This is a genomic window from Streptomyces sp. NPDC088785 (genome assembly GCF_044750685.1).
Taxonomy (GTDB): domain Bacteria; phylum Actinomycetota; class Actinomycetes; order Streptomycetales; family Streptomycetaceae; genus Streptomyces.
The window spans coordinates 54187-75430 of record NZ_JBIVKH010000014.1 but is presented as its reverse complement, the minus strand read 5'-3'; the positions used below and the strand labels follow the sequence as shown (position 1 = coordinate 75430).

21 protein-coding genes are annotated in these 21244 nt (G+C 74.4%); 4 read left to right on the top strand and 17 right to left on the bottom strand.

Translation table 11 applies throughout. From position 1 onward, the window contains the following. Positions 1–14 precede the first annotated feature (14 nt). Complete coding sequence (locus ACIP5K_RS29405; RefSeq protein ID WP_401414346.1) at positions 15–1175, top strand: hypothetical protein; 1161 nt, start codon at positions 15–17, stop codon at positions 1173–1175. Between the two features lie 24 nt (positions 1176–1199). Here ACIP5K_RS29405 and ACIP5K_RS29400 read toward each other — a convergent pair whose 3' ends face one another. Further along, the gene (locus ACIP5K_RS29400; protein WP_401414344.1) at positions 1200–1556 is read right to left on the bottom strand and encodes a hypothetical protein; all 357 of its coding nucleotides are present in this window, start codon (positions 1554–1556) and stop codon (positions 1200–1202) included. Between the two features lie 74 nt (positions 1557–1630). Between ACIP5K_RS29400 and ACIP5K_RS29395 the strand changes: the two genes are divergently transcribed. Beyond that, entirely contained in the window at positions 1631–1999 is a 369-nt protein-coding gene (locus ACIP5K_RS29395) for a DUF779 domain-containing protein (protein WP_401414342.1), read from the top strand. 78 nt (positions 2000–2077) lie between these two features. Here ACIP5K_RS29395 and ACIP5K_RS29390 read toward each other — a convergent pair whose 3' ends face one another. From ACIP5K_RS29390 to ACIP5K_RS29335, 12 genes are all read right to left on the bottom strand, one after another. Continuing rightward, the gene (locus ACIP5K_RS29390; protein ID WP_401414340.1) at positions 2078–3655 is read right to left on the bottom strand and encodes a hypothetical protein; all 1578 of its coding nucleotides are present in this window, start codon (positions 3653–3655) and stop codon (positions 2078–2080) included. Positions 3656–3725: 70 nt separating this feature from the next. Then, positions 3726–4604, bottom strand: coding sequence for a phosphatidylinositol-specific phospholipase C/glycerophosphodiester phosphodiesterase family protein (locus ACIP5K_RS29385; protein WP_401414338.1), 879 nt, complete (start codon positions 4602–4604; stop codon positions 3726–3728). Positions 4605–4734: 130 nt separating this feature from the next. Further along, positions 4735–5103, bottom strand: a complete 369-nt coding sequence (locus ACIP5K_RS29380) for a VOC family protein (RefSeq protein ID WP_401414336.1) — start codon at positions 5101–5103, stop codon at positions 4735–4737. Positions 5104–5116: 13 nt separating this feature from the next. Next, positions 5117–5794 carry an ABC transporter ATP-binding protein gene (locus ACIP5K_RS29375; RefSeq protein ID WP_401414334.1) on the bottom strand — a complete coding sequence of 226 codons (678 nt, stop codon included), beginning with the start codon at positions 5792–5794 and terminating at the stop codon, positions 5117–5119. After that, positions 5787–6701 carry an ABC transporter ATP-binding protein gene (locus ACIP5K_RS29370; RefSeq protein ID WP_401414542.1) on the bottom strand — a complete coding sequence of 305 codons (915 nt, stop codon included), beginning with the start codon at positions 6699–6701 and terminating at the stop codon, positions 5787–5789. The genes ACIP5K_RS29375 and ACIP5K_RS29370 overlap by 8 nt, the downstream gene beginning before the upstream one ends. Before the next feature lie 41 nt (positions 6702–6742). Next, complete coding sequence (locus ACIP5K_RS29365; RefSeq protein ID WP_401414333.1) at positions 6743–7615, bottom strand: ABC transporter permease; 873 nt, start codon at positions 7613–7615, stop codon at positions 6743–6745. Further along, entirely contained in the window at positions 7608–8600 is a 993-nt protein-coding gene (locus ACIP5K_RS29360; protein WP_401414331.1) for an ABC transporter permease, read from the bottom strand. The genes ACIP5K_RS29365 and ACIP5K_RS29360 overlap by 8 nt, the downstream gene beginning before the upstream one ends. Beyond that, entirely contained in the window at positions 8597–10192 is a 1596-nt protein-coding gene (locus ACIP5K_RS29355; RefSeq protein ID WP_401414330.1) for an ABC transporter substrate-binding protein, read from the bottom strand. The genes ACIP5K_RS29360 and ACIP5K_RS29355 overlap by 4 nt, the downstream gene beginning before the upstream one ends. Positions 10193–10280: 88 nt before the next feature. Beyond that, a complete protein-coding gene (locus ACIP5K_RS29350) occupies positions 10281–11381 on the bottom strand; it encodes an acyl-CoA dehydrogenase family protein (RefSeq protein WP_401414328.1) in 1101 nt (366 codons plus the stop codon). Continuing rightward, positions 11378–12562: an acyl-CoA dehydrogenase family protein gene (locus tag ACIP5K_RS29345; protein WP_401414327.1), complete on the bottom strand. Its 1185-nt coding sequence runs from the start codon at positions 12560–12562 to the stop codon at positions 11378–11380. Before ACIP5K_RS29345 ends, ACIP5K_RS29350 begins: the two co-directional genes overlap by 4 nt. After that, positions 12559–13545 carry an NADPH:quinone oxidoreductase family protein gene (locus ACIP5K_RS29340; RefSeq protein ID WP_401414325.1) on the bottom strand — a complete coding sequence of 329 codons (987 nt, stop codon included), beginning with the start codon at positions 13543–13545 and terminating at the stop codon, positions 12559–12561. The genes ACIP5K_RS29345 and ACIP5K_RS29340 overlap by 4 nt, the downstream gene beginning before the upstream one ends. Positions 13546–13661: 116 nt before the next feature. Then, positions 13662–14282, bottom strand: a complete 621-nt coding sequence (locus ACIP5K_RS29335; RefSeq protein ID WP_401414323.1) for a helix-turn-helix domain-containing protein — start codon at positions 14280–14282, stop codon at positions 13662–13664. Between the two features lie 100 nt (positions 14283–14382). On the opposite strand from ACIP5K_RS29335, the gene ACIP5K_RS29330 reads away from it, so the two are divergent. Next, entirely contained in the window at positions 14383–15411 is a 1029-nt protein-coding gene (locus ACIP5K_RS29330) for an NAD(P)/FAD-dependent oxidoreductase (protein WP_401414322.1), read from the top strand. Between the two features lie 25 nt (positions 15412–15436). Further along, complete coding sequence (locus tag ACIP5K_RS29325; protein WP_401414320.1) at positions 15437–16339, top strand: SDR family oxidoreductase; 903 nt, start codon at positions 15437–15439, stop codon at positions 16337–16339. A 107-nt stretch (positions 16340–16446) separates the two neighbouring features. Here ACIP5K_RS29325 and ACIP5K_RS29320 read toward each other — a convergent pair whose 3' ends face one another. From ACIP5K_RS29320 to ACIP5K_RS29305, 4 genes are all read right to left on the bottom strand, one after another. Next, positions 16447–17286, bottom strand: a complete 840-nt coding sequence (locus ACIP5K_RS29320; protein ID WP_401414318.1) for an enoyl-CoA hydratase/isomerase family protein — start codon at positions 17284–17286, stop codon at positions 16447–16449. 130 nt (positions 17287–17416) lie between these two features. Beyond that, positions 17417–18349 (bottom strand): hydroxymethylbilane synthase, encoded by a 933-nt coding sequence (gene hemC / locus ACIP5K_RS29315; RefSeq protein WP_401414317.1) that lies wholly within the window; start codon positions 18347–18349, stop codon positions 17417–17419. A 309-nt stretch (positions 18350–18658) separates the two neighbouring features. Beyond that, positions 18659–20011 carry an alpha/beta fold hydrolase gene (locus tag ACIP5K_RS29310; protein ID WP_401414315.1) on the bottom strand — a complete coding sequence of 451 codons (1353 nt, stop codon included), beginning with the start codon at positions 20009–20011 and terminating at the stop codon, positions 18659–18661. Between the two features lie 41 nt (positions 20012–20052). Then, positions 20053–21081 carry a LacI family DNA-binding transcriptional regulator gene (locus ACIP5K_RS29305; protein ID WP_401414313.1) on the bottom strand — a complete coding sequence of 343 codons (1029 nt, stop codon included), beginning with the start codon at positions 21079–21081 and terminating at the stop codon, positions 20053–20055. Between the last annotated feature and the right edge of the window lie 163 nt (positions 21082–21244).

Here is a 21244-nt window from a genome sequence, read left to right as displayed (position 1 = left end):
CACAGAACGACTCCATGACCTCCAAGAAGAACTCTTCCTTCGTTCCCGCCCCCGACACCGTGTGGCTGTCCCGCGGGCGGCACCTCGGGCACGAGCCCGAGCAGGACGTCCGGCGCAACCTGATCGCCCTCAAGGCGGCCGGGGTGCTCGACGACCATCTCGACCTCGATCCGGTCGAGGCGGCGCGCGGCTCCGTGCTGCACCCGCGCGACGAGGACGCCGATCCGGGCCCGCTGGCCCGCCGGCAGTTCGAGGCGCGCTGGCGGGTCGCCGGCGACGTCACGGTGCGCGCGCAGCTGACGACGTACGACGTCGAGGCGCGCCGCAAGGAGGGCGACGGCATCGTCTGGGTGCTCGCCGCCGAGGCCGAGCGGCCCTGGGACCTGGGCTGGCCGTCCCCCGCGACGATGTTCTGGCCGGACAGCGACCAGGTCGGCTGGGACCACGACACCGTCTCGGGGCTGCGGCTGCGGTCCACGAACCATCTGCCGAAGGACCCCGACGAGCTGCGCCACCAGGTCCGGGACTGGGCGCGGCGCAGCTGGTACACCCATGTCGTGGTGCACGAGGCGATGACGCCGGACGCGCGCGGGGAGCAGCCGATCACGCCGTTCCTGCCGCCGAGTCTGCGGCACCGGGTGATAGAGCACCGCGCCTCGCCCGAGCAGTCGCAGATCGCGGATGTCGCGCTGAAGCGGGAGCTGAGTGTGCGGATGCCGCGCGGCGGGGCCGTCGTGCTGCCGACGCAGCCGCCGCTGCCGGGCTACGACGCGGACCGCGCGGCGGTCTCCAACGTGTTCCTGAACGGCACCGAGCCGGCCGAGCTGATCGCGCGGATCGTCGAGTTCGCGACACTGCCGAGACCCCTGCCGGAGGACGCGGAGCAGGCGCTCGCGCGGCTCCGCAAGGGCTGGCACCTGCTGACGCCGGACGAGGAGCTGGCGCACGCGCAGGACATGGTCGGCCGGTACGCGGAGGCGCTGGAGGCGATGACCAGGTCCCGGGACGCGTACAAGGAGGCGGCCGAGGCGACGCAGTCCGCGCTGAACGAGGCCCGCGGGAGCGAGGGCGTGTCGGCGAGCCTGCCGTTGACGCCGCCCGGCACGAAGCCGGACGGTTCGCCGCTGAGCGCCCTGACGAAGGCCTTCGGCCGGTTCCGCGACCCGAACAAGTAGGGCGCGCGAGGGCCCGCCCGCGGGTCAGTCCGACCCGGTCTCGCCCGGGTCGGACATCCGCAGCGCGATCTCTCTGAGCAGGTCGGTGGAGCCCACGTCGCCGCGTCCCTCGTCGTGCACCTTGGCGAGCTGGGTGAAGAGGAACGCGAACGCCTCGACGAGCGACACACTGGCCGGCATGAGCGCGGCGATGGTCAGCTCGGCGGCCTGTTCCGCGGTGGCCCCGGCCGGGATCTCCACCGTCGGGAACACCTCCGACACCAGCCGGCCGAGCTGGGACTGGTCGGTGTCCAGTTCCACGCCGTCGCTGAGCCTGCGTACCATCTCCTGCGTCTCGGTGAGCACACCGATGGCCCGCAGGATGATCTCCCTCTGTTCCATGCGGGGAGCCTATGCGGACGCGGCGCCCACGCGTGCAACGTCCTCGCAACGTCCCGGCGCGGATGCTCGCCCGTATGACCGACGTACCCCGTGTGGAGCTGACGTCCGCGGCCGCCGACCTGTTGCGGCGGCTGCGCGCGGCCCATGGTCCGCTGATGTTCCACCAGTCCGGCGGCTGCTGCGACGGCAGCGCCCCGATGTGCTATCCGGCGGGCGAGTTCCGCACCGGTGGATCCGACGTGCTGCTCCAGGATCTGACGGTGGAGGGGGTGGCGGAGCCCGTGTCGTTCTGGATGTCCAGGAGCCAGTTCGACGTGTGGAGCCACACCCGGCTCATCGTCGACGTCGTCGAGGGGCGCGGGAGCGGTTTCTCGCTGGAGGCGCCGGAGGGCGTGCGCTTCCTGATCCGCTCCCGGCTGGTCGACGCCCGGCCACCGCGGTAGCGGGAAGCCCGGCCGGGGCGGCCCTGGCGGGAACCGCTCCGGCCGGCGCCGCGTCCGGTGCGAGGGACGCGGGAGGCGTCAGCTGTCGTGCACGGCGACCAGTCCGTTGAAGACGCCCACGTAGGCGGTGCCGTCGGGGCCGATCGTCACGGGCGCCCAGTTGTTGTCGTAGGCGACGCCGGTCCCGACGAGCCGCTTCCAGCGGGTGTCGCCGGTGCGGAAGTCGACGGCCGTGAGATACCAGGCGTCCACACCGAGGGAGTTGGGCTCCTTGGTGTAGAAGTACAGCAGCCCGTTGGCGGTGGAGAGCTTCGGCACCGTGGACGGGGAGCGCACACCGCTCTGCCACACCGTGTCGCAGCCGCTGCCGTCGGCGCGCACGTCGATCCGGGTGACACCGCCGACGACGCTGCGCCCGAAGGTGAGCGAGGTGATGTTCTCGTAGCCGTAGTTGTTCTCGACGACGAGGCTGTTCCCGTACGAGATCAGGGAGTTGTCGGTGGTGGAGGCGCCCGAGCCGAAGACCGGCACCTTGCAGACGAGCCGTCGGTCGGCGGGGACGTCGGCGCCGCGCCGGTAGACGAGGACGTTCATCCGGTCGTCGGCGTTGTCGGTGATGGCGACGTAGTCGTCCTGGATGCCGAACAGGTCGGGGGTGGTGCCCGAACCCTGGTTCACGGAGCCGGGCTTGGTGCCCGTTCCCCGGTCGTAGGTCTGGCGCCAGACGGCCTTCGGGGTGCCGTCGGCGGTGGCGTCGAAGCTGTACAGGGCGTGGTCGGTGACGATCGACACCCCGTCCTCGGCGACGGAGAACGAGTTCTGGATCTCCTCGCCCGTCAGCCGGATCGACCGGACGGTGCCGGTGGCCGGGTCGACGGTGCCGACGCGGCCCTGCCGGGTCACCCACCACACGCGGCCCTGCCAGTCCGGCATCACGGAGGTGACGGGGTCGCAGACGCCGCTCGGGTACAGGTTCGTCCAGGACACGCAGTCGTGCGGGACGACGCCGGTCAGGTCCCAGTCGTCGGTGACCTCGAACCTCCACGTGCCGTCGGCCGCGCGGGTGTGCGCGAGGCGCAGGATGTGCTGGCGGGAGTCGGCGAGGACCAGGCGGTCCTGGTCGTCGAGGTAGGAGTAGGCGCCGCCCGAGGTGTCCTTGAAGATCTTCGAGAAGTCGAGGCGGGTGATGGCCTCGACGGTCGACGGGCGCTGCGGGAGCTGGTACTCGGCGAGGGTCGCGAGGCTGTGCGGGTCGATGAGCTTGACCAGGAACCCGGTGAAGGTGCCGCACACGCTGACGATGCGGCCCTCCTTGTCGAAGGTGACGGTGGCGCACTCCCCGCCGAGGGCGGCCATCTGCTCGCTGGTGACCTGCGGGGCGTTGCCGTTCGGGCCGCTCCAGGGGTAGGTGCCGCTGCCCCAGGCGTCCGCGTGCATGCCGCTGCGGCCGTTCGCCGCGAGGTGCGGGTGCTGGGCCGGGGGCGCGGCCGGGACCGGTTCGGGCCGGGCCGGCGCGCCCTCGTACTGCGGGACGAGGCGGTGGCCCGGGGCCTTGGGGATCTCGTCGGCCCCGGCGCCGGACGGCCCGGCGAGGGAGGCCCCCACCACGGTCAGCGTGACGGCGAGGGCGCGGGCGAGTTGTCTGCGAAGCGGCATGCCGCGAAGCTAAGCGCCCCCGCTTGAAGTGTCCATGTAGATAAGGGAGTTGTTCACGAACCCGCAACGATCATCGCGCGCGGGTCCCGTGCGGCCGGTCGTGGGCGTCGAGGAAGGCTTCGAGGCCGGCGAGGTCGTCGGTGTTCAGATGATCGACGTCGGCGGCGATCGACTCGGCCCATACGGCGTCCCGTTCGGGTCCGGCGACGTCCGGTGTCGCCCAGAACCGGACGCGCTGCCCGCGTGCGTGCGCCGCGGAGACGATGCCGCGCAGCCTGGCGCGCTCGGCGGGCGGCATCGGGCCGCTGCCCTGCCAGGTGAAGGTGTTGGTCCAGTTGTCGCTGATCAGCGGGATGAGGCCGGCGGGTGCCGGGCCGCCGAGGTCGGTGAGGCGGCCGTCGTAGAAGGCGCTGCGGGTGCGCTGGGCCGCGATGACGGGGCCCGCGGCGCGGTCGCCGGAGACGACGGCCGTGACGGGCCCGGTGCGCACCCGGCCGCGCGCGTACGTCGTGAACAGGCCGGGGTACCGGCGCAGTTGGCGGTCGAGTTCGCGGTAGGTGGCGTCGCCCTCGGTCTTGATGTCGACGAGGAGTTGCAGCGACAGCCGCCGGCCCCGGTACACCGAGCCGTGCTGGGCGCGGACGCGGGCGGCGAGCGGGGCGAGGTAGAGGGCCGCGAGGGTGCGCTCCGGGTCGAGGTCGACGGGGTCGTGGGCGACGAGGAGTTCGCCGTCGACGAGGTAGATGTCCGCCTCGACGCTGGCGAAGCGGTGGTCGAGGGCGTCGAACAGCGGGCGCGGGTGGTCGTAGTCGTTGTGGGCGTGGGCGCGCGGCAGCGGGCGCGGGCCGCGTGGCCCGGCGCCCGCGTGGGCGAGTTGTGGTGCGGCGACACCGGTGGCCAGTGCGGCGGCGAACGTGCCGAGGGCTCTGCGGCGGGTGGTCGGTGCCATGCGTGCCTCCCGTGGTGGGCCGGTGGGACACGGGTGAGTATGGAGGGCCCGTGGCACCGACGGGCAGTCCCCGGGGAGGAGTTGGCCGGACCGCCGCCCGTGGTTCACCCGGCGCCGCGACGGCCCCGGCCTATCGCTCGCCCGCGCTGCGCTCGACGCAGAACTCGTTCCCCTCGGGGTCGTGCAGGGTGACCCAGCCCGTGCCGTCGGGCCTGCGGTGGTCGCCCTGGAGGGTGGCGCCGAGGGCGAGGAGCCGGTCGACCTCCTCGTCGCGGGTGCGGTCCTGCGGTTCGAGGTCGACGTGCAGCCGGTTCTTGGCGCTCCTGCCCTCGGGGACCCGGATGAACAGCACGCCGACGGACGCGCTGCGCACCAGTGCCTCGGGGTCGCCGGGACGGTCGTCGTCCGCGAGGGTGCCGTCCAGGGCCCGGGCCCAGAACCCGGCCAGGGTGTAGGGGTCGGCGCAGTCGATGGTGACGTGGCGGATCAGAGAACTCATACCGCGGAGTCGATCACGGCCCCGCGGGCTCGTCCATCGGTTTGAGCCCTGCCGGGGTCCACTCCACGACCCGGTCGCACCAGCGGTCGAGGAGGACCCGGTCGTGGCCGACGGCGAGCAGCCCGGCGCCCGACACGGCCCGGTACTCCTGTACGACGCCGACCAGGGCGGCCGTGGTGGACGCGTCCAGCATGGCCGTCATCTCGTCGCAGACGAGCCAGCGCGGGCGCAGCGCCAACGCCCGTGCGACGCAGGCGCGTTGCAGCTGTCCGTCGCTGACCTCGTGGGGGCGGCGGCCGAGCAGGTCGGCGCCGAGCCCCACGGCGTCCGCCAGTTCGCGCACCCGGGCCGCGGGGTCGAGGCCGCCCGCGCGCAGGGGCTCGGCGATCAGGTCGGACAGCCGCAGTCGCGGATCGGCCGCCAGGCGCGGCTGCTGGAAGACGACGCCGAACGCGGTGCGCAGCGCGCGGGGGGCGCGGTGCCGCCAGCCCCGGACGTGTTCACCGTCCACGACGACCCGGCCCGCAGAGGGCTGGTGCAGCAGGGCGGCGACCCGCGCGAGGGTCGATTTGCCGCAGCCGCTCGGTCCGGCGAGTCCGACGCCCTCACCGGGGGCGAGCGTCAGGGTGACCGCGCGCAGGACGGGGGCGCGGCGTTCGTAGCCCGCGGTGACACGGTCCAGTTCAAGCACGGGCGGCCTCCGTGTCGGCGGGTACGGGATGGTGGCAGGCGACTCCGTCCACGGGTGCGGGCGGCACCGCGCAGCGCGCGTCGGCGCGGGCGCAGCGCGCGGCGAACGCGCACCCGTCGGGGAGGGCGCCGAGTTCGGGCGGCATGCCGGGGATCGGGGTGAACTCCCTTTCGGGCAGGGCGTTCAGGAGGCCGCGCGCGTAGGGGTGGCGGGGCCCGGGGGCGCCGAAGAAGGTGTCGGCGGGGGCGATCTCCACGATGCGGCTCGCGTACATGACGGCGACCCGGTCCGCGATGCGGGCGGCGGCGGCCAGGTCGTGGGTGATGAGCAGCAGGGCCCGGGTGTCGCCGAGGTGGCGGCGCAGTTCGTCGACGGTGCGCTCGACGAGGTCGCGGTCGAGCCCGGTGGTGGGCTCGTCGGCGAGGAGGAGGGGGGCGTCGCCGACGAGGGCGAGGGCGGTGGCGGCGCGCTGGGCGAGGCCGCCGGACAGTTCGTGCGGATGGTGGTCGAGGCGGTCGGGCGGGAACGCGGCGCGTTCGGCGGCGGCCACGGCCGGCCGCAGCCGCGCCTCTGCGCGCCGCACGCCGGCCACCTCCCTGAGGGTCTCCGCCAGCTGTGAGCGGACGGTGCGTACGGGTGTCAGGTGCGCGGCGGGGCTCTGCGGGACAAGGCCGATCCGGCGTCCGCGCACCGTGCGGGCCAGGGTCCGCTCGTCGGCGGCGAGCAGGTCGAGGCCGTCCACGTGGGCGTGGCCGGCCGTCTCGGCGTTCTCCGGGAGCAGGCCGAGCAGTGCGGAGGCGAGGACCGACTTGCCGCAGCCGCTCTCCCCGACGAGGGCGAGGCACTCCCCCGCGTGCAGCGCGAACGTCGCGTCGCTCACGGCCCGGACGTACGCGCCGTCGCGCATCCGGAACCGTACGGACAGGCCGTCCACGGTCAGGACCGGCTTCACAGGGACAGCTCCGATCGGCGGCGCGGGTCGAGCCGTTCGCGCCAGGCGCCGGCCAGCCCGGCGATGGCGAGGGTCGGCACGATGACGAACAGGCCGGGGAAGAGGGTGGGCCACCAGTCGCCCGCGAGCAGCGAGCCGCGGGCGCTCTGCACGAGGGTGCCGAGGCTGGCCTGGTGGGCGGGGAGCCCGAGGCCGAGGAAGGACAGGGCGGACTCGTGCCAGACGGCGTGCGGGACCATGAGGACGGCGGCGAGCGCGGCCCGTGGCAGCACGCCGGGCAGCAGGTGCCGTACGGTCACCCGCCACCGTGAGGCACCGCCGGAGATCGCCGCGTCGACGAAGGGCCGGGTGCGCAGGGACAGGACGTCGGCGCGGACGATGCGGGCCGTGGAGAGCCAGTGGGTGAGCGCGACGGAGACGACCACCGGCCAGACGCCGGGCCGGAACATCGCGACGACGAAGATGCCGAGCAGCAGGTGCGGCACGGAGGAGAAGACGTCGACGACCCGCATGACGGCCCGGTCCGTCCAGCCGCCGAGCGCCCCGGCGAGCGCGCCGACCGCGGTGCCGACGACGGTGGCGACGGCGGCGGCCACCACGCCGACGAGCAGCGAGACGCGCAGCCCGTACACGCAGCGCAGCAGCAGGTCGCGTCCGACGTCGTCGGTGCCGAACGGGTGCGCCCAGGAGGGGGGTTGGAGCTTCGCGGCGAGGTCGACGGCCTGCTGGTCGAGCCGCGCCAGCGGCGGCACGAGCAGCACGGCGAGGACGATGACGCCCACGATGGCGGCCGAGGTGCGGATCCGCCAGGTCCGCGTGGTGCGGCGGCGGCCGCCGCGCGTGCGCCAGGCCGGGGTCGGCTCAGCCATCGAAGCCCACGCGCGGGTCGGCGATGCCGTACAGCAGGTCGGCGGCCCAGTTCCCGGCGAGGACGGCGAGGGTCGCGAGGACGGTGAGCGCGGCGAGCAGCGGGAAGTCGACGGAGGTGGCGGCCCGCACGGTCGCGGCGGCGATCCCCGGCCAGCTGAAGACGGTCTCCACGAGCAGTGCCCCGGTGATGAGTTCGGGCACGCGGGAGCCGATCAGCGTGAGGACGGGGAGCAGGCCGGACCGCAGTGCGTGGCCGAGCAGGACGGTGCGCGGGGCGAGCCCCCGGGCCCGGGCGCCGCGCACGGGGTCGTCGGCGAGTGCGTCGGCGACGCCCTGACGCACGTACAGGACGAACCACGGCAGTTGGGAGAGGGCCAGCACGAGGGCGGGCAGGGCGAGGTGGGTGAGGACCTGGTCCGCGGTGACGGTGGTGGACCGGGTGTCGGTGAGGCCGCCCGCGGGCAGCACGCGGAGTTTCAGGGCGAACAGCCAGACGGCGAGCAGGCCCAGCCAGAACGGCGGGGCCGCCTCCAGGGTGTAGGCCAGCGAGCTGACGGCCCGGTCGAGGAGGCCGCCCTGGTGGCGGGCGGCGAGGACGCCGAGGAGGGTGCCGAGCGCGAGGGCGAGGAGGAAGGCCGTGGCCGCCAGCAGGACGGACCAGCCGAGGCGCTGGGCGATCGCGTCGGTGACGGGCTGCCGCAGGACGGCGGAGTCGCCGAGGTCGCCGGTGAGCGCGGCGGTGAGCCAGTCCCACCAGCGGGTGAGCAGCGGCTGGTCGGCGCCGAGGTTGGCGCGGAGCTGGTCGAGGTGTTCCTGGGACGCGGTCAGGCCCGCGGTGCCCGCGTACGCCTTGACGGGGTCGAAGGGGGAGGCCGCGGCGATCGCGAAGACGCCGAGGGTGACGGCGGCGAGGACGGGCACGGCGGACAGGATGCGCCGGGCCGTCAGGCGCGCCATCGGCCCCCAGGGGAGCCGTCCGCTCATGCGTGCCAGTCCTCGACGTTCCACCAGGGGCCCGAGGCGAGACCGTGGTCGTGCGGCTCGGTCTGGGTGGTGAGGTCGCCGAAGCGCCGGTCGGCGACGTAGAGGTGGTCGATGTGGGTGAGGAAGGTGTAGCCGGGGTTGCGCACGAGGGCGCGCTGGACGGTGTCGTACGCGGCCCGCCGCTCGGCGTGGTCGCCGCTGCGGCGGGCGTCCTCCAGGGCGGCGTCGACCTTCGGGTCGTCGTACCCGGCCATGTTGTTGAAGCCGTCGCCCGCGAGCGAGGACATGAGGAGCGGGTACTGGTCGAAGTCGGGGTCGGCGGGGGCGCCGCCGCCCGCGAGCACCGCGTCCTCGGCCATGCGCGGCTCGATGACCTCCCAGGTGCCGCTCTCGACCGTGATGTCGATGCCGAGCTTCTTGGCGTCGGAGGCGTAGGCGAGGGCGTGCTCCTGGCGGAGCCTGTCGCCGGTGAGGTACCAGAGCGGGAAGGCGGCGCGGACGCCGTCGCGGGTGCGGACGCCGTCGGCGCCGGGCCGCCAGCCGGCCCGGTCGAGCAGCTTCCTTGCGGCGGCGGGGTCGTGGGTCCGCTCCGTGCCCCGGGTGAACCAGGGGCTGTCGGTCGGCACCGGGCCGTACGCCTCCTTGCCCGCGCCCTCCAGGATCCGGTCGACCATGGTCGCGCGGTCGACGCCGGTGTCGAGGGCGCGGCGGATCGCCGTGTCGCCCGCGACCTCGTTGCCGGTGGGGAGGGTGACGAGGCGGTAGTCGAAGGTCTTCGCCGCGTACGTCCTGCGGTCGCCGTCGTCGTCGAAGGTCTTGGCGAGGTTGGGCGGCAGGATGGCGCCGTCGAGGTCGCCGGAGCGCAGCCGGGTGGCGCGCACGTCGTCGTCCTTGACGATCGCCATGGTGAAGCCGGTGATGTTCGGCGCGCCGCCCCAGTAGTCGGGGTTGGCCTCGAAGACGAGCTTCTCGCCCTTGGACCACGTCACCAGTCTGTAGGGTCCGGTGCCGATGGGGCTGGTGGTGAACTTCCCCGTGTTCACGTCCTGCCGGCCGGCCACGTGCTCGGGCGCGATGGGCAGGACGGTGCGCTCGGCGAACGGCGCGTAGGGGTACTTGAGGTGGAAGACGACGGTGTCGTCGCCGCGCGCCTGGACGCTCTCGACGGCGTCGAGCTCGGTCTTCGAGGCGTTGTTGGTCTTCGCGTCGAGGATGGTCTCGTAGGTGAAGACGACGTCCTTCGAGGTGAACGGCTCGCCGTCGCTGAACGTCACGCCGTCGCGCAGCTCGTACGTGTAGGTGCGGCCGCCGTCGGTGACCTTCGGCAGCGCGGCGGCGAGGGCGGGCTTCAGCTCCATGCGCGCGTCGTGCGTGAGCAGCCCGTCGAAGATCTTGGAGTTGCCGTCCTTGCCGTAGCCGAGCAGCGGGCTGAGGGTCTCCGGTTCGTAGGCGATGCCGACGACGGCGCTGTCGGGCGTCCCGCCGTCCCGCGCGCCGTCGTCCGGTGCCGTGCACGCGGCCGCGGTCACCACCAGTGCGGTGACCGCGGCCGATATCGACGCGTTCCGTGCCGGCCTCGCCACGACACCCACCCCTATTCAAGATCAACAGTTATTGCGAACAAATCGCAATAATGCCATCCCGTCAAGGGAAGGTAAAACCCGGCCGTGCCGGTCTCGCTCACGGCGCGCGCAGATCGACCAGCTCGGCCAGCTCCTCCCGGTGCCGGCCCGCCGTACCGAGGGCGAGGGCGGAGGACTTGGCGCGCTTGAGGTAGAGGTGGATCGGGTGCTCCCACGTCATGCCGATGCCGCCGTGCAGTTGCAGCGCCTCCTCGGCCACGTGCACGGCGACGGGCGCGGTGTAGGCCTGGGCGACGGCGACGGCCACATCGGTGTCGTCGCTGCCGGCGGCGAGGGCGTCCGCGGCGTTGCGGGCCGCGGCGCGGGCGTTGACCACTTCCAGCCACAGCTGGGCGAGCCGGTGCTTGAGCGCCTGGAAGGAGCCGACGGGCCGGTTGAACTGGTGGCGCTCGCGGGTGTAGCGCACCGTCTCCGTCAACAGCCAGTCGGCGGCGCCGAGTTGCTCGGAGGCGAGCAGTCCGGCGCCGGCGCGCAGGGCCCGCCGCACGGCGGGCGCGGCGGTGCCGGCGAGGAGTTGTCCCGCGGCCGACTCGAAGGTGACGGCGGCCAGCGGGCGCGTGGGGTCGAAGGACGTCTGCGGCGCGACGGCGACCCCGTCGGCCGAGGCGTCCACGGCGAACAGGCCGTCGGCCGTGGGCACGAGGAACACGTCCGCGAAGGCCGCGTCCGCGACGCCGGTCACCCGGCCGCTCAGGACGCCGTCCTGGACGCGCACGTCGGTGAACTCCCGGCCGGGCGCGGCCGACAGCGGCACCGTGAGGGCGCCGACGGTGCGCCCGGAGGCGAGGGCGGAGAGCAGCGTCGCGGCCTCGTCGGCCTCGCAGGCGAGCAGTGCCTCGGTCGCGATGACGGCGCTGGTCAGGTAGGGGACGGGGGCGACGGCGCGGCCCAGCTCCTCCAGGACGACGGCGGCCTCGCGGTGCGAGGCGCCCTGTCCGCCGCGCTCCTCGGGCACGAGCAGTCCGGCCAGGCCCATGCTCTCGGCGAGGTTCTTCCACAGGGCGCGGTCGTGCGGCTCGTCGCCCTCGACGCGCGCGAGCACAGCGGCGGGGCCGCAGTGGTCGGTGAGCAGGTCGCGGACGGCCGAGCGGAGCGCCTCTTCGTCCTCGGAGTACAGGAGGTCGGGCTGTGTGCTCATCGGGAGAGGTCCTTCCAGGCGACGTCCTTGTCGGTGCGGGGCTCGGGCGGCAGGCCCAGCACGCGCTCGGCGACGATGTTCAGCAGGACCTCGCTCGTCCCGCCCTCGATGCTGTTGCCCTTGGCGCGCAGATAGCGGTACCCGGCGTCGCGGCCCGCGAAGTCGACGATCTCCGGGCGGCGCATCGTCCAGTCGTCGTACAACAGGCCCTCCTCGCCGAGGAGTTCCAGCTCCAGTCCGCTGATCTGCTGGTTGAGGCGGGCGAAGCCGAGCTTCATGCCGGCGCCCTCGGGGCCGGGGTGTCCGGCGACCAGCTGCTGGCGCAGGCGTTCGCCGGTGAGGCGGGCGACCTCGGCCTCGACCCAGAGCGTCATGAGGCGCTGGTGCAGGTCGTGGGTGCGCAGTCCGGGGCGCTCGCGCCAGGTGTCGGCGACGATGCCGATGAGCCCGCCCTCGCGCGGGATGCGCATGCCGCCGATGGCGACGCGTTCGTTGTTGAGGGTGGTCTGGGCGACCTTCCAGCCGTCGCCGACCTCGCCGAGCCGGTGGGCGTCGGGGATCCGGACGTCGGTGAGGAAGACCTCGTTGAACTCGGCCTCGCCGGTGATCTGGCGCAGCGGCCGCACCTCGACGCCGGGGTCGGTCATGTCGCACACGAAGTACGTGATGCCCCGGTGCTTGGGCACGTCCGGGTCGGTGCGGGCGATGAGGATGGCGAACCGGGCGTTGTGCGCCCCGGAGGTCCACACCTTCTGTCCGTTGACGACCCAGTCGTCGCCCTCGCGCACCGCGCGGGTGCCGAGCGCGGCCAGGTCGGAGCCGGCGCCGGGCTCGCTGAACAGCTGGCACCAGATCTCCTCACCGGCCCAGAGCGGCTTGAGGAAGCGCCGCTTCTGCTCGTCGGTGCCGTAGCGCAGGAGGGTGGGGGCGGCCATGCCGAGCCCGATCCCGTTGCGCCGCGGGTCGTTGTCCGGGGCGCCCGCCGCCTCCAGCTCCGCGTCGACGACGGCCTGGAGGGCGCGCGGCGCGTCGAGTCCGCCGAGGCCCTCGGGGTAGTGCACCCAGGCGAGACCGGCGTCGAAGCGCGCGCCGAGGAAGTCCGCGCGCGAGGTGGTGGCGACGGGGTGCGCGGCCAGGAACTCCTGGGTGAGGGTGCGCAGTCGCGCGGCGTCGACGCTCATGCGGCGGCTCCTTCCGTACGGGCGTGGAGACCGGGCACCACGACGACGCGGCCGGTGGTGACGCCGTCCGCGACGCGCTGCACGGCGGCCGGGGCGTCGGCGAGGTCGACGCGGTCGCTGACGAGCGGCTTGATCGCGCCGCGCGCGGCGAGTTCGGTGAGCTTCTCGTGGCAGTGCGGGATCAGCTCGGGCTTCTTCTGGGCGTACAGGCCCCAGTGCAGACCCATGATCGAGTAGTTCTTCACCAGTGCGTGGTTGAGCGCGGGGGCCGGGATGCTGCCCGAGGCGAAGCCGACCACGACGATGCGGCCCTCGAAGGCGACGGTCTTGGCGGACTGCTGGTAGGCGTCGCCGCCCACCGGGTCGTAGATCACGTCGGCTCCGCGTCCGCCCGTCGCCTCCTTGATGGCGGCGATGACGTCGTCGGACCGCCGGTCGATGACGACGTCGCAGCCCAGCTCCCGGGCGGCCTTCGCCTTGTCGGGGCCGCCGACGACTCCGACGACCCGGGCTCCGGCGGCCTTGCCGAGCTGGACGGCGGCGCTGCCGACCCCGCCCGCGGCGGCGTGCACGAGCAGCGTCTCGCCCTCCTGGAGACGGGCCCGCTGGTGCAGCCCGAACCAGCCGGTCTGGTAGCCGATGTGCAGGGCGGCCGTCTCGGCGTCGTCGAGCGCGTCCGGGGCGGGCAGCAGGGCGCGGGCGTCGGCGACGGCGTACTCGGCGAAGCCGCCGTACGGCAGGGCCGGATTGGCGATGACCCGGCGGCCGTCCTCGGTCTCGCCGCAGATCTCCACGCCGGGGGTGAACGGCAGGGGCGGCCTGACCTGGTACTGGCCGCGGCAGAGCAGCGCGTCCGGGAAGTTGATGTTGGCGGCGCGCACCTTGAGCAGGACCTGCCCCTCGCCGGGCTCGGGACGTGCCACCTCGGCCAGGCGCATCACCTCGCTCGGCTCGCCGTTCTCGTGCACTTGCCATGCCTGCATGCGGGGCCTCCACGGGACTGCTTCGTCGAACCGGGTTCCGCTGCATACTAAGCGGTCGCTTGCCGGTCTGTGAATGCCCTGGTCCCGCCCGCCGCGCCGTCACTCCTCCTTCGCGGTCACTCCTCCTTCGCACGGGCGGGGCGCGCCCGGACGTGCATCCGCTCGCCCTGCGGCCCGAAGAGGCTCAGGAACTCGGCGGGCCCCTCCCCCGTCGAGCCGAACCAGTGCGGCACCCGGGTGTCGAACTCGGCGGCCTCGCCGGGCCCCAGCACCACGTCGTGCTCCCCGAGGACGATCCGCAGCTTCCCGGAGAGCAGGTAGATCCACTCGTAGCCCTCGTGGGTCTGCGGGTCGGGCTCGGCCCGCCGGTTCGGCTCGATGATCTTGTAGGCCTGGAGGCCGCCCGGCTGCCGGGTGAGCGGGATCATCGTCCGGCCGTGCCGCACGACGGGCTTGGCGCGCACCCGCGGGTCCCCGACCGGCGGGGCGCCGACCAGCTCGTCCAGCGGGACCTGGTGGGCGCGGGCGATGGGCAGGAGCAGCTCCAGGCTCGGCCTGCGCAGCCCGGACTCCAGGCGGGAGAGGGTGCTGACGGAGATGCCCGTGCTCGCGGAGAGACCGGAGAGGGTGGCGCCGCGCTCCTTGCGCAGGGCGCGCAGCCGCGGTCCGACCCCGGACAGCACGTCGTCCATGGTCGGGTCCGGTCCGGTGGTGGTCTCGTCCTCGTGTGCGCTCATGAATCCATTGCAGTTTCGGCAAAGCCGTTTGTCAATCCGGCGAGGGGGCGTGCACCGTCGGAAGGGACGAGGCCAGCCACCACCGGACGAGGTGAACCCCATGAGCAGCACCGAGAAGGACATGTACGAGGTCGTGGTTGTCGGCGGCGCCACGGCGGGCCTGTCGGCCGCGCTGATCCTGGGGCGTTCGCGCCGCTCGGTCCTGGTCGTCGACGCCGGCGAGCCGCGCAACGCCCCGGCCGCGCACATGCAGGGCTACCCGTCGCGCGACGGCACGCCGCCCGCCGAGTTCCTGGCCGAGGTGCGCCGGGAGGTCACCGGGTACGGCGTGGAACTGGTGGCGGACCGGGTGACGGCGGCCGAGCCGGACGGGGACGGCGAGTTCACGGTGACGCTCGCGTCCGGCGGCCGGGTGCACGCGCGCCGGCTGGTGATCGCGACGGGCCTGGTGGACGAGCTGCCGGAGGTGCCCGGTGTCGCGGAGCGCTGGGGCAGGGACGTGCTGCACTGCCCGTACTGCCACGGCTGGGAGGTCCGGGACCGGGCGATCGGCGTGCTGTACCGCCCGGCGACCGGCATCCACCAGGCCCTGCTGTTCAGCCAGCTCTCCGACGACGTGACGCTCTTCCTCGACGGCACGGACGCGGACGGCCTCCCGGACGGGGACTGGCAGCTGCTGGCCGCGGCCGGGGTGAGCGTGGTCGCCGGCGCCCTCGACCGGCTCGTCGTGGCGGACGACCGGCTGACCGGGGTGCGGCTCGCGAACGGCCGGGAGTTCCCGCGTGCGGTGTTCGTCGTGCCGACCAGGACCGTGCCGCGCGACGGCCTGCTGTCCGCGCTGGGCGCCGCCACGAAGCAGACCCCGGCCGGACCGTTCGTCGACGTCGATCCGACCGGGCTGACCAGCGTGCCGGGGGTGTGGGCCGTGGGGAACGCGGCGGGCCCGGCGGAGCAGGTCGTCAACGCGGCGAGCGCCGGATACCGGGCGGGCGCCTTCATCAACGCGCAGCTGGTGACCTTCGACGCGGCGCGGGGTGCGCAGCGGCGGCGGGCCGGCGTGTTCTCCCCGGAGGGCGAGCGCGCGGTGGCCCGGGCCCGCACCACGTCCCGCACGACTGTGGCACGTTGACGACGCAGCGGGTATCCATGCCCGCATGACGACGCCGACGCCCTCCCCGCCCGGACTGCCCACTCCTCCCCCGCTCGGCGTGTCGGCGCTGCCCCCGGACACGTACCGCGGCCGGCTGGTCCTGGTGACCGGGGGCGGCACCGGGCTGGGGCGGGCGGTCGCGGCGGAGTTCGCCCGGCTCGGCGCGGATGTGATGATCGTCAGCCGGCGGAGTGAGCATCTGGCGCCGGCCCGCGAGGAGCTGGCGGCGGTGGAGGGCGCGGGCAAGGTCACGGCGGCGACCTGCGACATCCGGGACGCGGGCCGGATCGCCGAGGTCCTCGACACCGCACGGGCGGCGCACGGGCGCGTCCCGGACGTCCTGGTGAACAACGCGGCCGCCAACTTTCCGGTGCCGGCAGAGGAGTTGAGCCCCAACGGCTGGCGGTCGGTCGTCGACATCACGCTCACCGGCACGTTCCTCATGACCCGCGAGTTCGGCCGCCGGCATCTCGCGGCGGGCACCCCGGGGTCGGTGCTCGCGGTGGGCGCGTCGTACGCGTGGACCGGCGGGCCCGGTTTCGCGCACAGCGCGGCGGCGAAGGCGGGCGTGAAGAACCTGGTGGAGACGCTGGCCGTGGAGTGGGGTCCGTACGGCATCCAGGTCAACGGCCTGGTGCCGGGGCTGATGCCGCACGAGGACATGACGGAGGCGATCCGGGCGAACCTGGACCGCGCCGACACCCCCGCCGCCCGGCAGCCCGCGCTCCGGGTGGGCGCGCCGCGCGAGCTGGGCTGGGCGGCCACGTTCCTCGCCTCCCCCTACGCCCGGTTCATCAGCGGCCACACGCTGGTGGTGGACGGGGCGAACTGGCAGCGCCGCGATCTGGTGAACGGGCCGGTGACGACGGTGCGCGAGCAGTTGGGCCGGGGGCCGTTCACCCTCTGAACGAGCCGAGCCGAGGCGAGCCGAGCCGAGGCGCGGCCCGCGGGACCGGGCCGGCGCTGCGCCGACGCGTGGGGACCGCCCCGGTCCGGGCCCCGGGGCGGTCCGCGTCACGCACCCCGGAACTCGGGCGGCCGCCGCCGCGCCTTCGCCGTGAACCCCTCCGCCGCGTCGTCGGAGGTGAGGGTGAGCGCCGCGCTCATCGCCACCCGGTCGAGGGCGGCGTCGAGACCCGCGTCGGCGTAGGCGTCGATGTCCCGCTTGACGGACTGCACCGCCAGCGGGGCGTTCGCCGCGATCTCCCGCGCCACCTCGCGGGCCGCCTCCTCCAACTCCGCCGCCGGGACGAGCTGTTGGAGCAGTCCGAGCCGGTGCGCGGTGCCTGCGTCGACGCGGCGGCCGGTCAGCGCGAGGAACTTGGCCCAGCCCGCGCCGGCCTCCCGGGCGATGCGCAGATCGCCGCCCGCGTCGACCGCCACGCCGAGCCTGGCCTCCGGCAGGGCGAACACGGCGTCGTCGGCGGCGAGCCGGATGTCGGCCATGAGGGCGAGTTCGAAGCCGAAGCCGAGGCAGTACCCCCGCACGGCGGCGACGACGGGCTGCGGCAGCCGCGCGAACGCGGCGAACCGCTCGTGCACCCACCGGATGCCCTCGTAGTAGGCGCGGTTGCGGGCCGATCCGCTCGCCCCCTCGATCCCGCCGCCGGGCGCGGTGACGTCGATGCCCGCGCAGAAGGCGCGCCCCTCGGCCCGCAGCAGGACCACCCGGACGCGGTCGTCGAACCGGATCCGCTCGGCCATCACCCCGAGCTGGCGGCTCGACTCCCAGCTCCAGGCGTTCAGGTTGGCCGGCCGGCACAGCGTGAGCACGCCGACGCCGTCCTCCCCGACCTCCAGGCGCAGCCGCCGCTCGTCGCCTTCGGGGATCGAGGTGTCGGTCGTGTCGATCATGCGGCCCCCAGCCGGTCGTCGGCGCCCTCTGGCGGCGCGCAGCGTACCGGCCCGGCCCCGCACCTTGAAGAGCCACGCGCCCCGGAAAGGAACGCGCGCGGGCGGTGCGCGAGCGGGCCGCCCGGGGTGCTCAGTGGGCGATGCCGTCGATCAGCTCGCGGGCGCCCTGCCGCAGCAGCGCGACCGCGACGGACATGCCGAGCGTCGCGGGGTCCAGCGGGCCCGCCCACTCCTGGGCGTTGAGCACCCGCTTGCCGTCGGGGGTGAACACGCAGGCCCGCAGCGACAGATCGCCGTTGCGCTCGGAGCGGGCGTACCCGGCCACGGGCGAGTTGCAGTGCCCCTGGAGGACGTGCAGGAACATCCGCTCGGCGGTGGCCTCGCGCCAGGTGTCGCGGTGCCCGAGGCCGCTGACGGCATCCAGGGTCGACCCGTCGTCGGCCCGGCACTGGAGGGCGAGGATCCCGGCGCCGATGGGCGGGCACATCACCTCGGGCGCGAGCACGTCGGTGACCACGTCACGGCGGCCGATCCGCTCCAGCCCGGACAGGGCGAGGAGCAGCACGTCCGCGTCGCCCGCGGCCATCTTCTCCAGTCGGCGGTTGGCGTTGCCGCGCATCGGAACGCACTCCAGGTGCGGGTGGGAGGCCGCGAGTTGGGCGACGCGGCGGACGGACGAGGTGCCGACGCGGGTGCCCTCCGGGAGCTCGTCGAGGCGGCGGCCGGCCGGGTCGATCAGCGCGTCGCGGACGTCGTCGCGCTTCAGGTAGGCGCCGAAGGTGCAGCCCTCCGGCAGCGGCCGGTCCGCCGGGATGTCCTTCAGGCAGTGCACGGCGAGGTCGGCGCGGCCGTCGAGCAGCGCCTGGTCGACCTCCTTGGTGAAGGCACCCTTGCCGCCGAGCTGCGCCAGGTCGCCCATCCACCTGTCACCGCTGGTCGTCACGGGGACGACCTCGGTGCGGAGGCCGGGGTGGAGTGCGGCGAGTTCGGCCCGGACGCGCTCCACCTGGGCGAGGGCCATGGGCGACGAGCGGGAGACGATACGGATCAACTCAGGTGCCATCCCGCCACGATAGTCGCCTCCGCTCGGGTGCTGGTGCACCGTCCGGGCGGGAGGCGTGGGGCGCGTGCGGCGCGCCGTGCGGGCGCCGGCCCTGTCGTCGCTGGTGGGGCGCCGGACCGGCGGCGGCGCGGCGGACGTACGGAACGCGCCGGACCGCACGGACCGCACGGCGCGGTGGACGGGCGCTCGACGCGTCCTCCGCGCGCCGACCCGTGGGCGGGGCCGGGTCCTGTCCGCGCGGCGACCGGTGGGCGGGGCCGGGGCCTGTCCGCGCAGCGAGCTCCGCACCGCCCCCGCCACCCCGCCCCCTCAGAGATCGCCGTGCAGCATGCCCAGCAGCCGGTCCAGGACCCGCGGGCCGCCCGCGCGGAGACCGTCGTGCTCGAACTCGTTCGTCACCCAGGGCCGCAGCCCCCGTACCGCGTCCGCCGTGCGCAGCGCGTGCCCGGTGTCCACGTACATGTCGTCGTGGTAGACGGCGGCGACCACCGGCACCTCGTTGGCGGCGAGTCGCGTCCGGTCGTACAGCGGCGTCCATCCGGTGTGCTCCGCGAGCGCCGTCGCGACGTCCTTCAGGGGCCGCAGCGCGGGATCGTGGTCGAACTGCCAGGGGTGGACGGACTCGCCGGTGAAGTACAGCGGGCCGCCGGAGGCCAGCGCCTTCGCGCCGTCGAACTGCGGGAACTCGGCGCGGACCCGCTCGGCGGCCCAGGCGGTCGCCCGGCCGTCCTGCGCGTAGATGGCCTCGTGCAGCAGCGCGTACAGCGGGTGGGCGGCGTACGACAGTGCCGCGGCGACCTGTTCCCGGAAGGAGTCCGACAGCTCGCGGCCGCCGGGGGTGCGGACGAAGGCGTCCTCCAGCAGATAGTGCAGCCGGTCGCTGCCGTCGCCGGCGCCGAGCCAGATGCCGAGGGACTGGAAGGCTTCGAGGGTGAGCCGGTGGCCGCCGGGCAGCACCGGTTCCCGTTCGGAGACGAACGCGCCGATCTCGCGGGCCCGCTCCACGTCCATCGGATAGCGGGCGTAGTGCGCGCGGACCTTGCGCTCGACCCGCGGGTAGGCCGCGCGGTAGACGTCGTCCGCGGCGCCGTCCAGCGTGGGCAGGCCGCCGGTGACGACGGCGGCCGCCAGGCCCTCGGGCGCGGCGGAGAGGTAGTGCGTGGCGCAGAAGCCGCCGAAGCTCTGGCCGAGCACGGTCCAGGGGGCGCCGCCGGTCACCTCGGGCCGGATGGTCTCGCAGTCGCGGACGATGGAGTCGGCCCGGAAGTGCGTCAGGTACGCGGCCTGCTGAGCGGCGTCGCCGCGCAGCGGGAGCGTCTGGCGGTTGGCGGGCGAGGAGGCGCCGGTGCCGCGCTGGTCGAGGAGCAGCACGCGGTGGTCCCGCAGGGCGCGGCCCAGCCACGCCTGCGCGCCGGAGAACCGGTTGGCGCCGAAGCCCGGGCCGCCCTGGAGGTAGACGAGCCAGGGCAGCGACTCGTCCTCGCGGCCGGCGGCGACGGCCTCGCGCGCATACAGCTCGATCCGCTCGCCGTCGGGGACGCGGTGGTCCAGCGGGACGGTGAAGCGGCGGTCGGTGAGGACGACTCCGGGCTGGCGGTAGCGGGCGGCGCTCAATTCGGCTCCTGTGCGCGGGGGCGGTACGGGATGTCCGGAGTGCGGCATTCCGGATCTGTGGACCAGTTCAGCACACGGGCCGCGCGGGGTCAGCGCGGGCCCAGGGTGGAGCCGCGTACGACGAGTTCCGGCTGGAGCACGACGCGCCGGTGCTCGTGGCCGCCGTCCGGCCGGTCGGCGGCCCCGATCTCCTCCAGCAGGAGTTCCGCGGCGAGTGCGCCCATGGTGACGGCCGGCTGCCGCACCGAGGTGAGCGGCACCGCCGCGGCGGCGGCGAACTCGATGTCGTCGTAGCCGACGATCGCGATGTCCTCGGGGACGCGCACCCCGGCCGCGTAGAGCGACTGGAGGACGCCGAGGGCGAGCAGGTCGTTGGCGCAGAAGACGGCGGTGGGGCGGTCGGCGAGGCCGAGCAGCCGGGCGCCCGCGTCGCGTCCGGCGACGACGTCGAGGCGCTCGGTGGGCAGTTCGTGCAGGGCGGCGGCGGGCAGTCCGGCCTCGCCGAGGGCGCGCAGCGCGCCCTGGCGCCGGTCCTCGACCTGGTTCAGGGCGGGCGGTCCGCTGACGTAGGCGATCCGCCGGTGGCCGGCGGAGACGAGGTGGCGCACGGCGAGCGCGCCGCCGTTGACGTCGTCGACGGAGACGGAGCACTCGGTGGCGCCCTCGGCGACCCGGTCGACGAGCACGAAGGGGATGTCGTGGCGGCGGAACTGCTCGACGGTGCGGCCGGTCGCCTCGGCCGGGGTGAGGAGCACGCCGCGCACCCGCTGCTCGGCGAAGAGGGACAGGTAGTCGGCCTCCTCGGAGGGGCTCTGCGCGCTGTTGCACACCATGACGCCGAGTCCGGCCGCGCGGGCGGCGCGCTCGGCGCCGCGCGCGACGTCGACGAAGAACGGGTTGCCCATGTCGAGCACCAGCAGCCCCATGATGCGGCTGCGTCCGGCGCGCAGTTGGCGGGCCGACTCGCTGCGGACGTAGCCGAGCCGGTCGATGGCCGACAGGACGCGGGCCCGGGTCTCGTCGGCGACGGACTCCGGCCGGTTGATCACGTTCGAGACGGTGCCCACGGACACCCCGGCGACACGGGCGACGTCCTTGATCCCCACGGACTGTGCCATCGAGTGTGATCCTCCAGGTGAACGGGTGCGGCAGACGGAGTCTACGTCGGGCGCCCCCGCCCGTGCCCGGCCCGCCGGACGGACCGTGACGCGGGCGGACCCTCTCCGTTGAATCGTTTCGGTCGGACTCGTCCCTGGTGCGCCGGGCGGACGCTCCGCCACC

Bases quoted from the DNA above. Each gene is read 5' to 3' on its own strand.
- ACIP5K_RS29325 (WP_401414320.1), top strand. From the start codon at position 15,437: ATGACGACGCCGACGCCCTCCCCGCCCGGACTGCCCACTCCTCCCCCG.
- ACIP5K_RS29380 (WP_401414336.1), bottom strand. From the start codon at position 5,103: ATGAGTTCTCTGATCCGCCACGTCACCATCGACTGCGCCGACCCCTAC.
- ACIP5K_RS29360 (WP_401414331.1), bottom strand. From the start codon at position 8,600: ATGAGCGGACGGCTCCCCTGGGGGCCGATGGCGCGCCTGACGGCCCGG.
- ACIP5K_RS29385 (WP_401414338.1), bottom strand. From the start codon at position 4,604: ATGGCACCGACCACCCGCCGCAGAGCCCTCGGCACGTTCGCCGCCGCA.
- ACIP5K_RS29370 (WP_401414542.1), bottom strand. From the start codon at position 6,701: ATGCGCGACGGCGCGTACGTCCGGGCCGTGAGCGACGCGACGTTCGCG.
- hemC (WP_401414317.1), bottom strand. From the start codon at position 18,349: ATGGCACCTGAGTTGATCCGTATCGTCTCCCGCTCGTCGCCCATGGCC.
- ACIP5K_RS29390 (WP_401414340.1), bottom strand. From the start codon at position 3,655: ATGCCGCTTCGCAGACAACTCGCCCGCGCCCTCGCCGTCACGCTGACC.
- ACIP5K_RS29400 (WP_401414344.1), bottom strand. From the start codon at position 1,556: ATGGAACAGAGGGAGATCATCCTGCGGGCCATCGGTGTGCTCACCGAG.
- ACIP5K_RS29405 (WP_401414346.1), top strand. From the start codon at position 15: ATGACCTCCAAGAAGAACTCTTCCTTCGTTCCCGCCCCCGACACCGTG.
- ACIP5K_RS29365 (WP_401414333.1), bottom strand. From the start codon at position 7,615: ATGGCTGAGCCGACCCCGGCCTGGCGCACGCGCGGCGGCCGCCGCCGC.
- ACIP5K_RS29330 (WP_401414322.1), top strand. From the start codon at position 14,383: ATGAGCAGCACCGAGAAGGACATGTACGAGGTCGTGGTTGTCGGCGGC.
- ACIP5K_RS29350 (WP_401414328.1), bottom strand. From the start codon at position 11,381: ATGAGCACACAGCCCGACCTCCTGTACTCCGAGGACGAAGAGGCGCTC.
- ACIP5K_RS29310 (WP_401414315.1), bottom strand. From the start codon at position 20,011: ATGCCGCACTCCGGACATCCCGTACCGCCCCCGCGCACAGGAGCCGAA.
- ACIP5K_RS29320 (WP_401414318.1), bottom strand. From the start codon at position 17,286: ATGATCGACACGACCGACACCTCGATCCCCGAAGGCGACGAGCGGCGG.
- ACIP5K_RS29305 (WP_401414313.1), bottom strand. From the start codon at position 21,081: ATGGCACAGTCCGTGGGGATCAAGGACGTCGCCCGTGTCGCCGGGGTG.
- ACIP5K_RS29335 (WP_401414323.1), bottom strand. From the start codon at position 14,282: ATGAGCGCACACGAGGACGAGACCACCACCGGACCGGACCCGACCATG.
- ACIP5K_RS29340 (WP_401414325.1), bottom strand. From the start codon at position 13,545: ATGCAGGCATGGCAAGTGCACGAGAACGGCGAGCCGAGCGAGGTGATG.
- ACIP5K_RS29345 (WP_401414327.1), bottom strand. From the start codon at position 12,562: ATGAGCGTCGACGCCGCGCGACTGCGCACCCTCACCCAGGAGTTCCTG.
- ACIP5K_RS29395 (WP_401414342.1), top strand. From the start codon at position 1,631: ATGACCGACGTACCCCGTGTGGAGCTGACGTCCGCGGCCGCCGACCTG.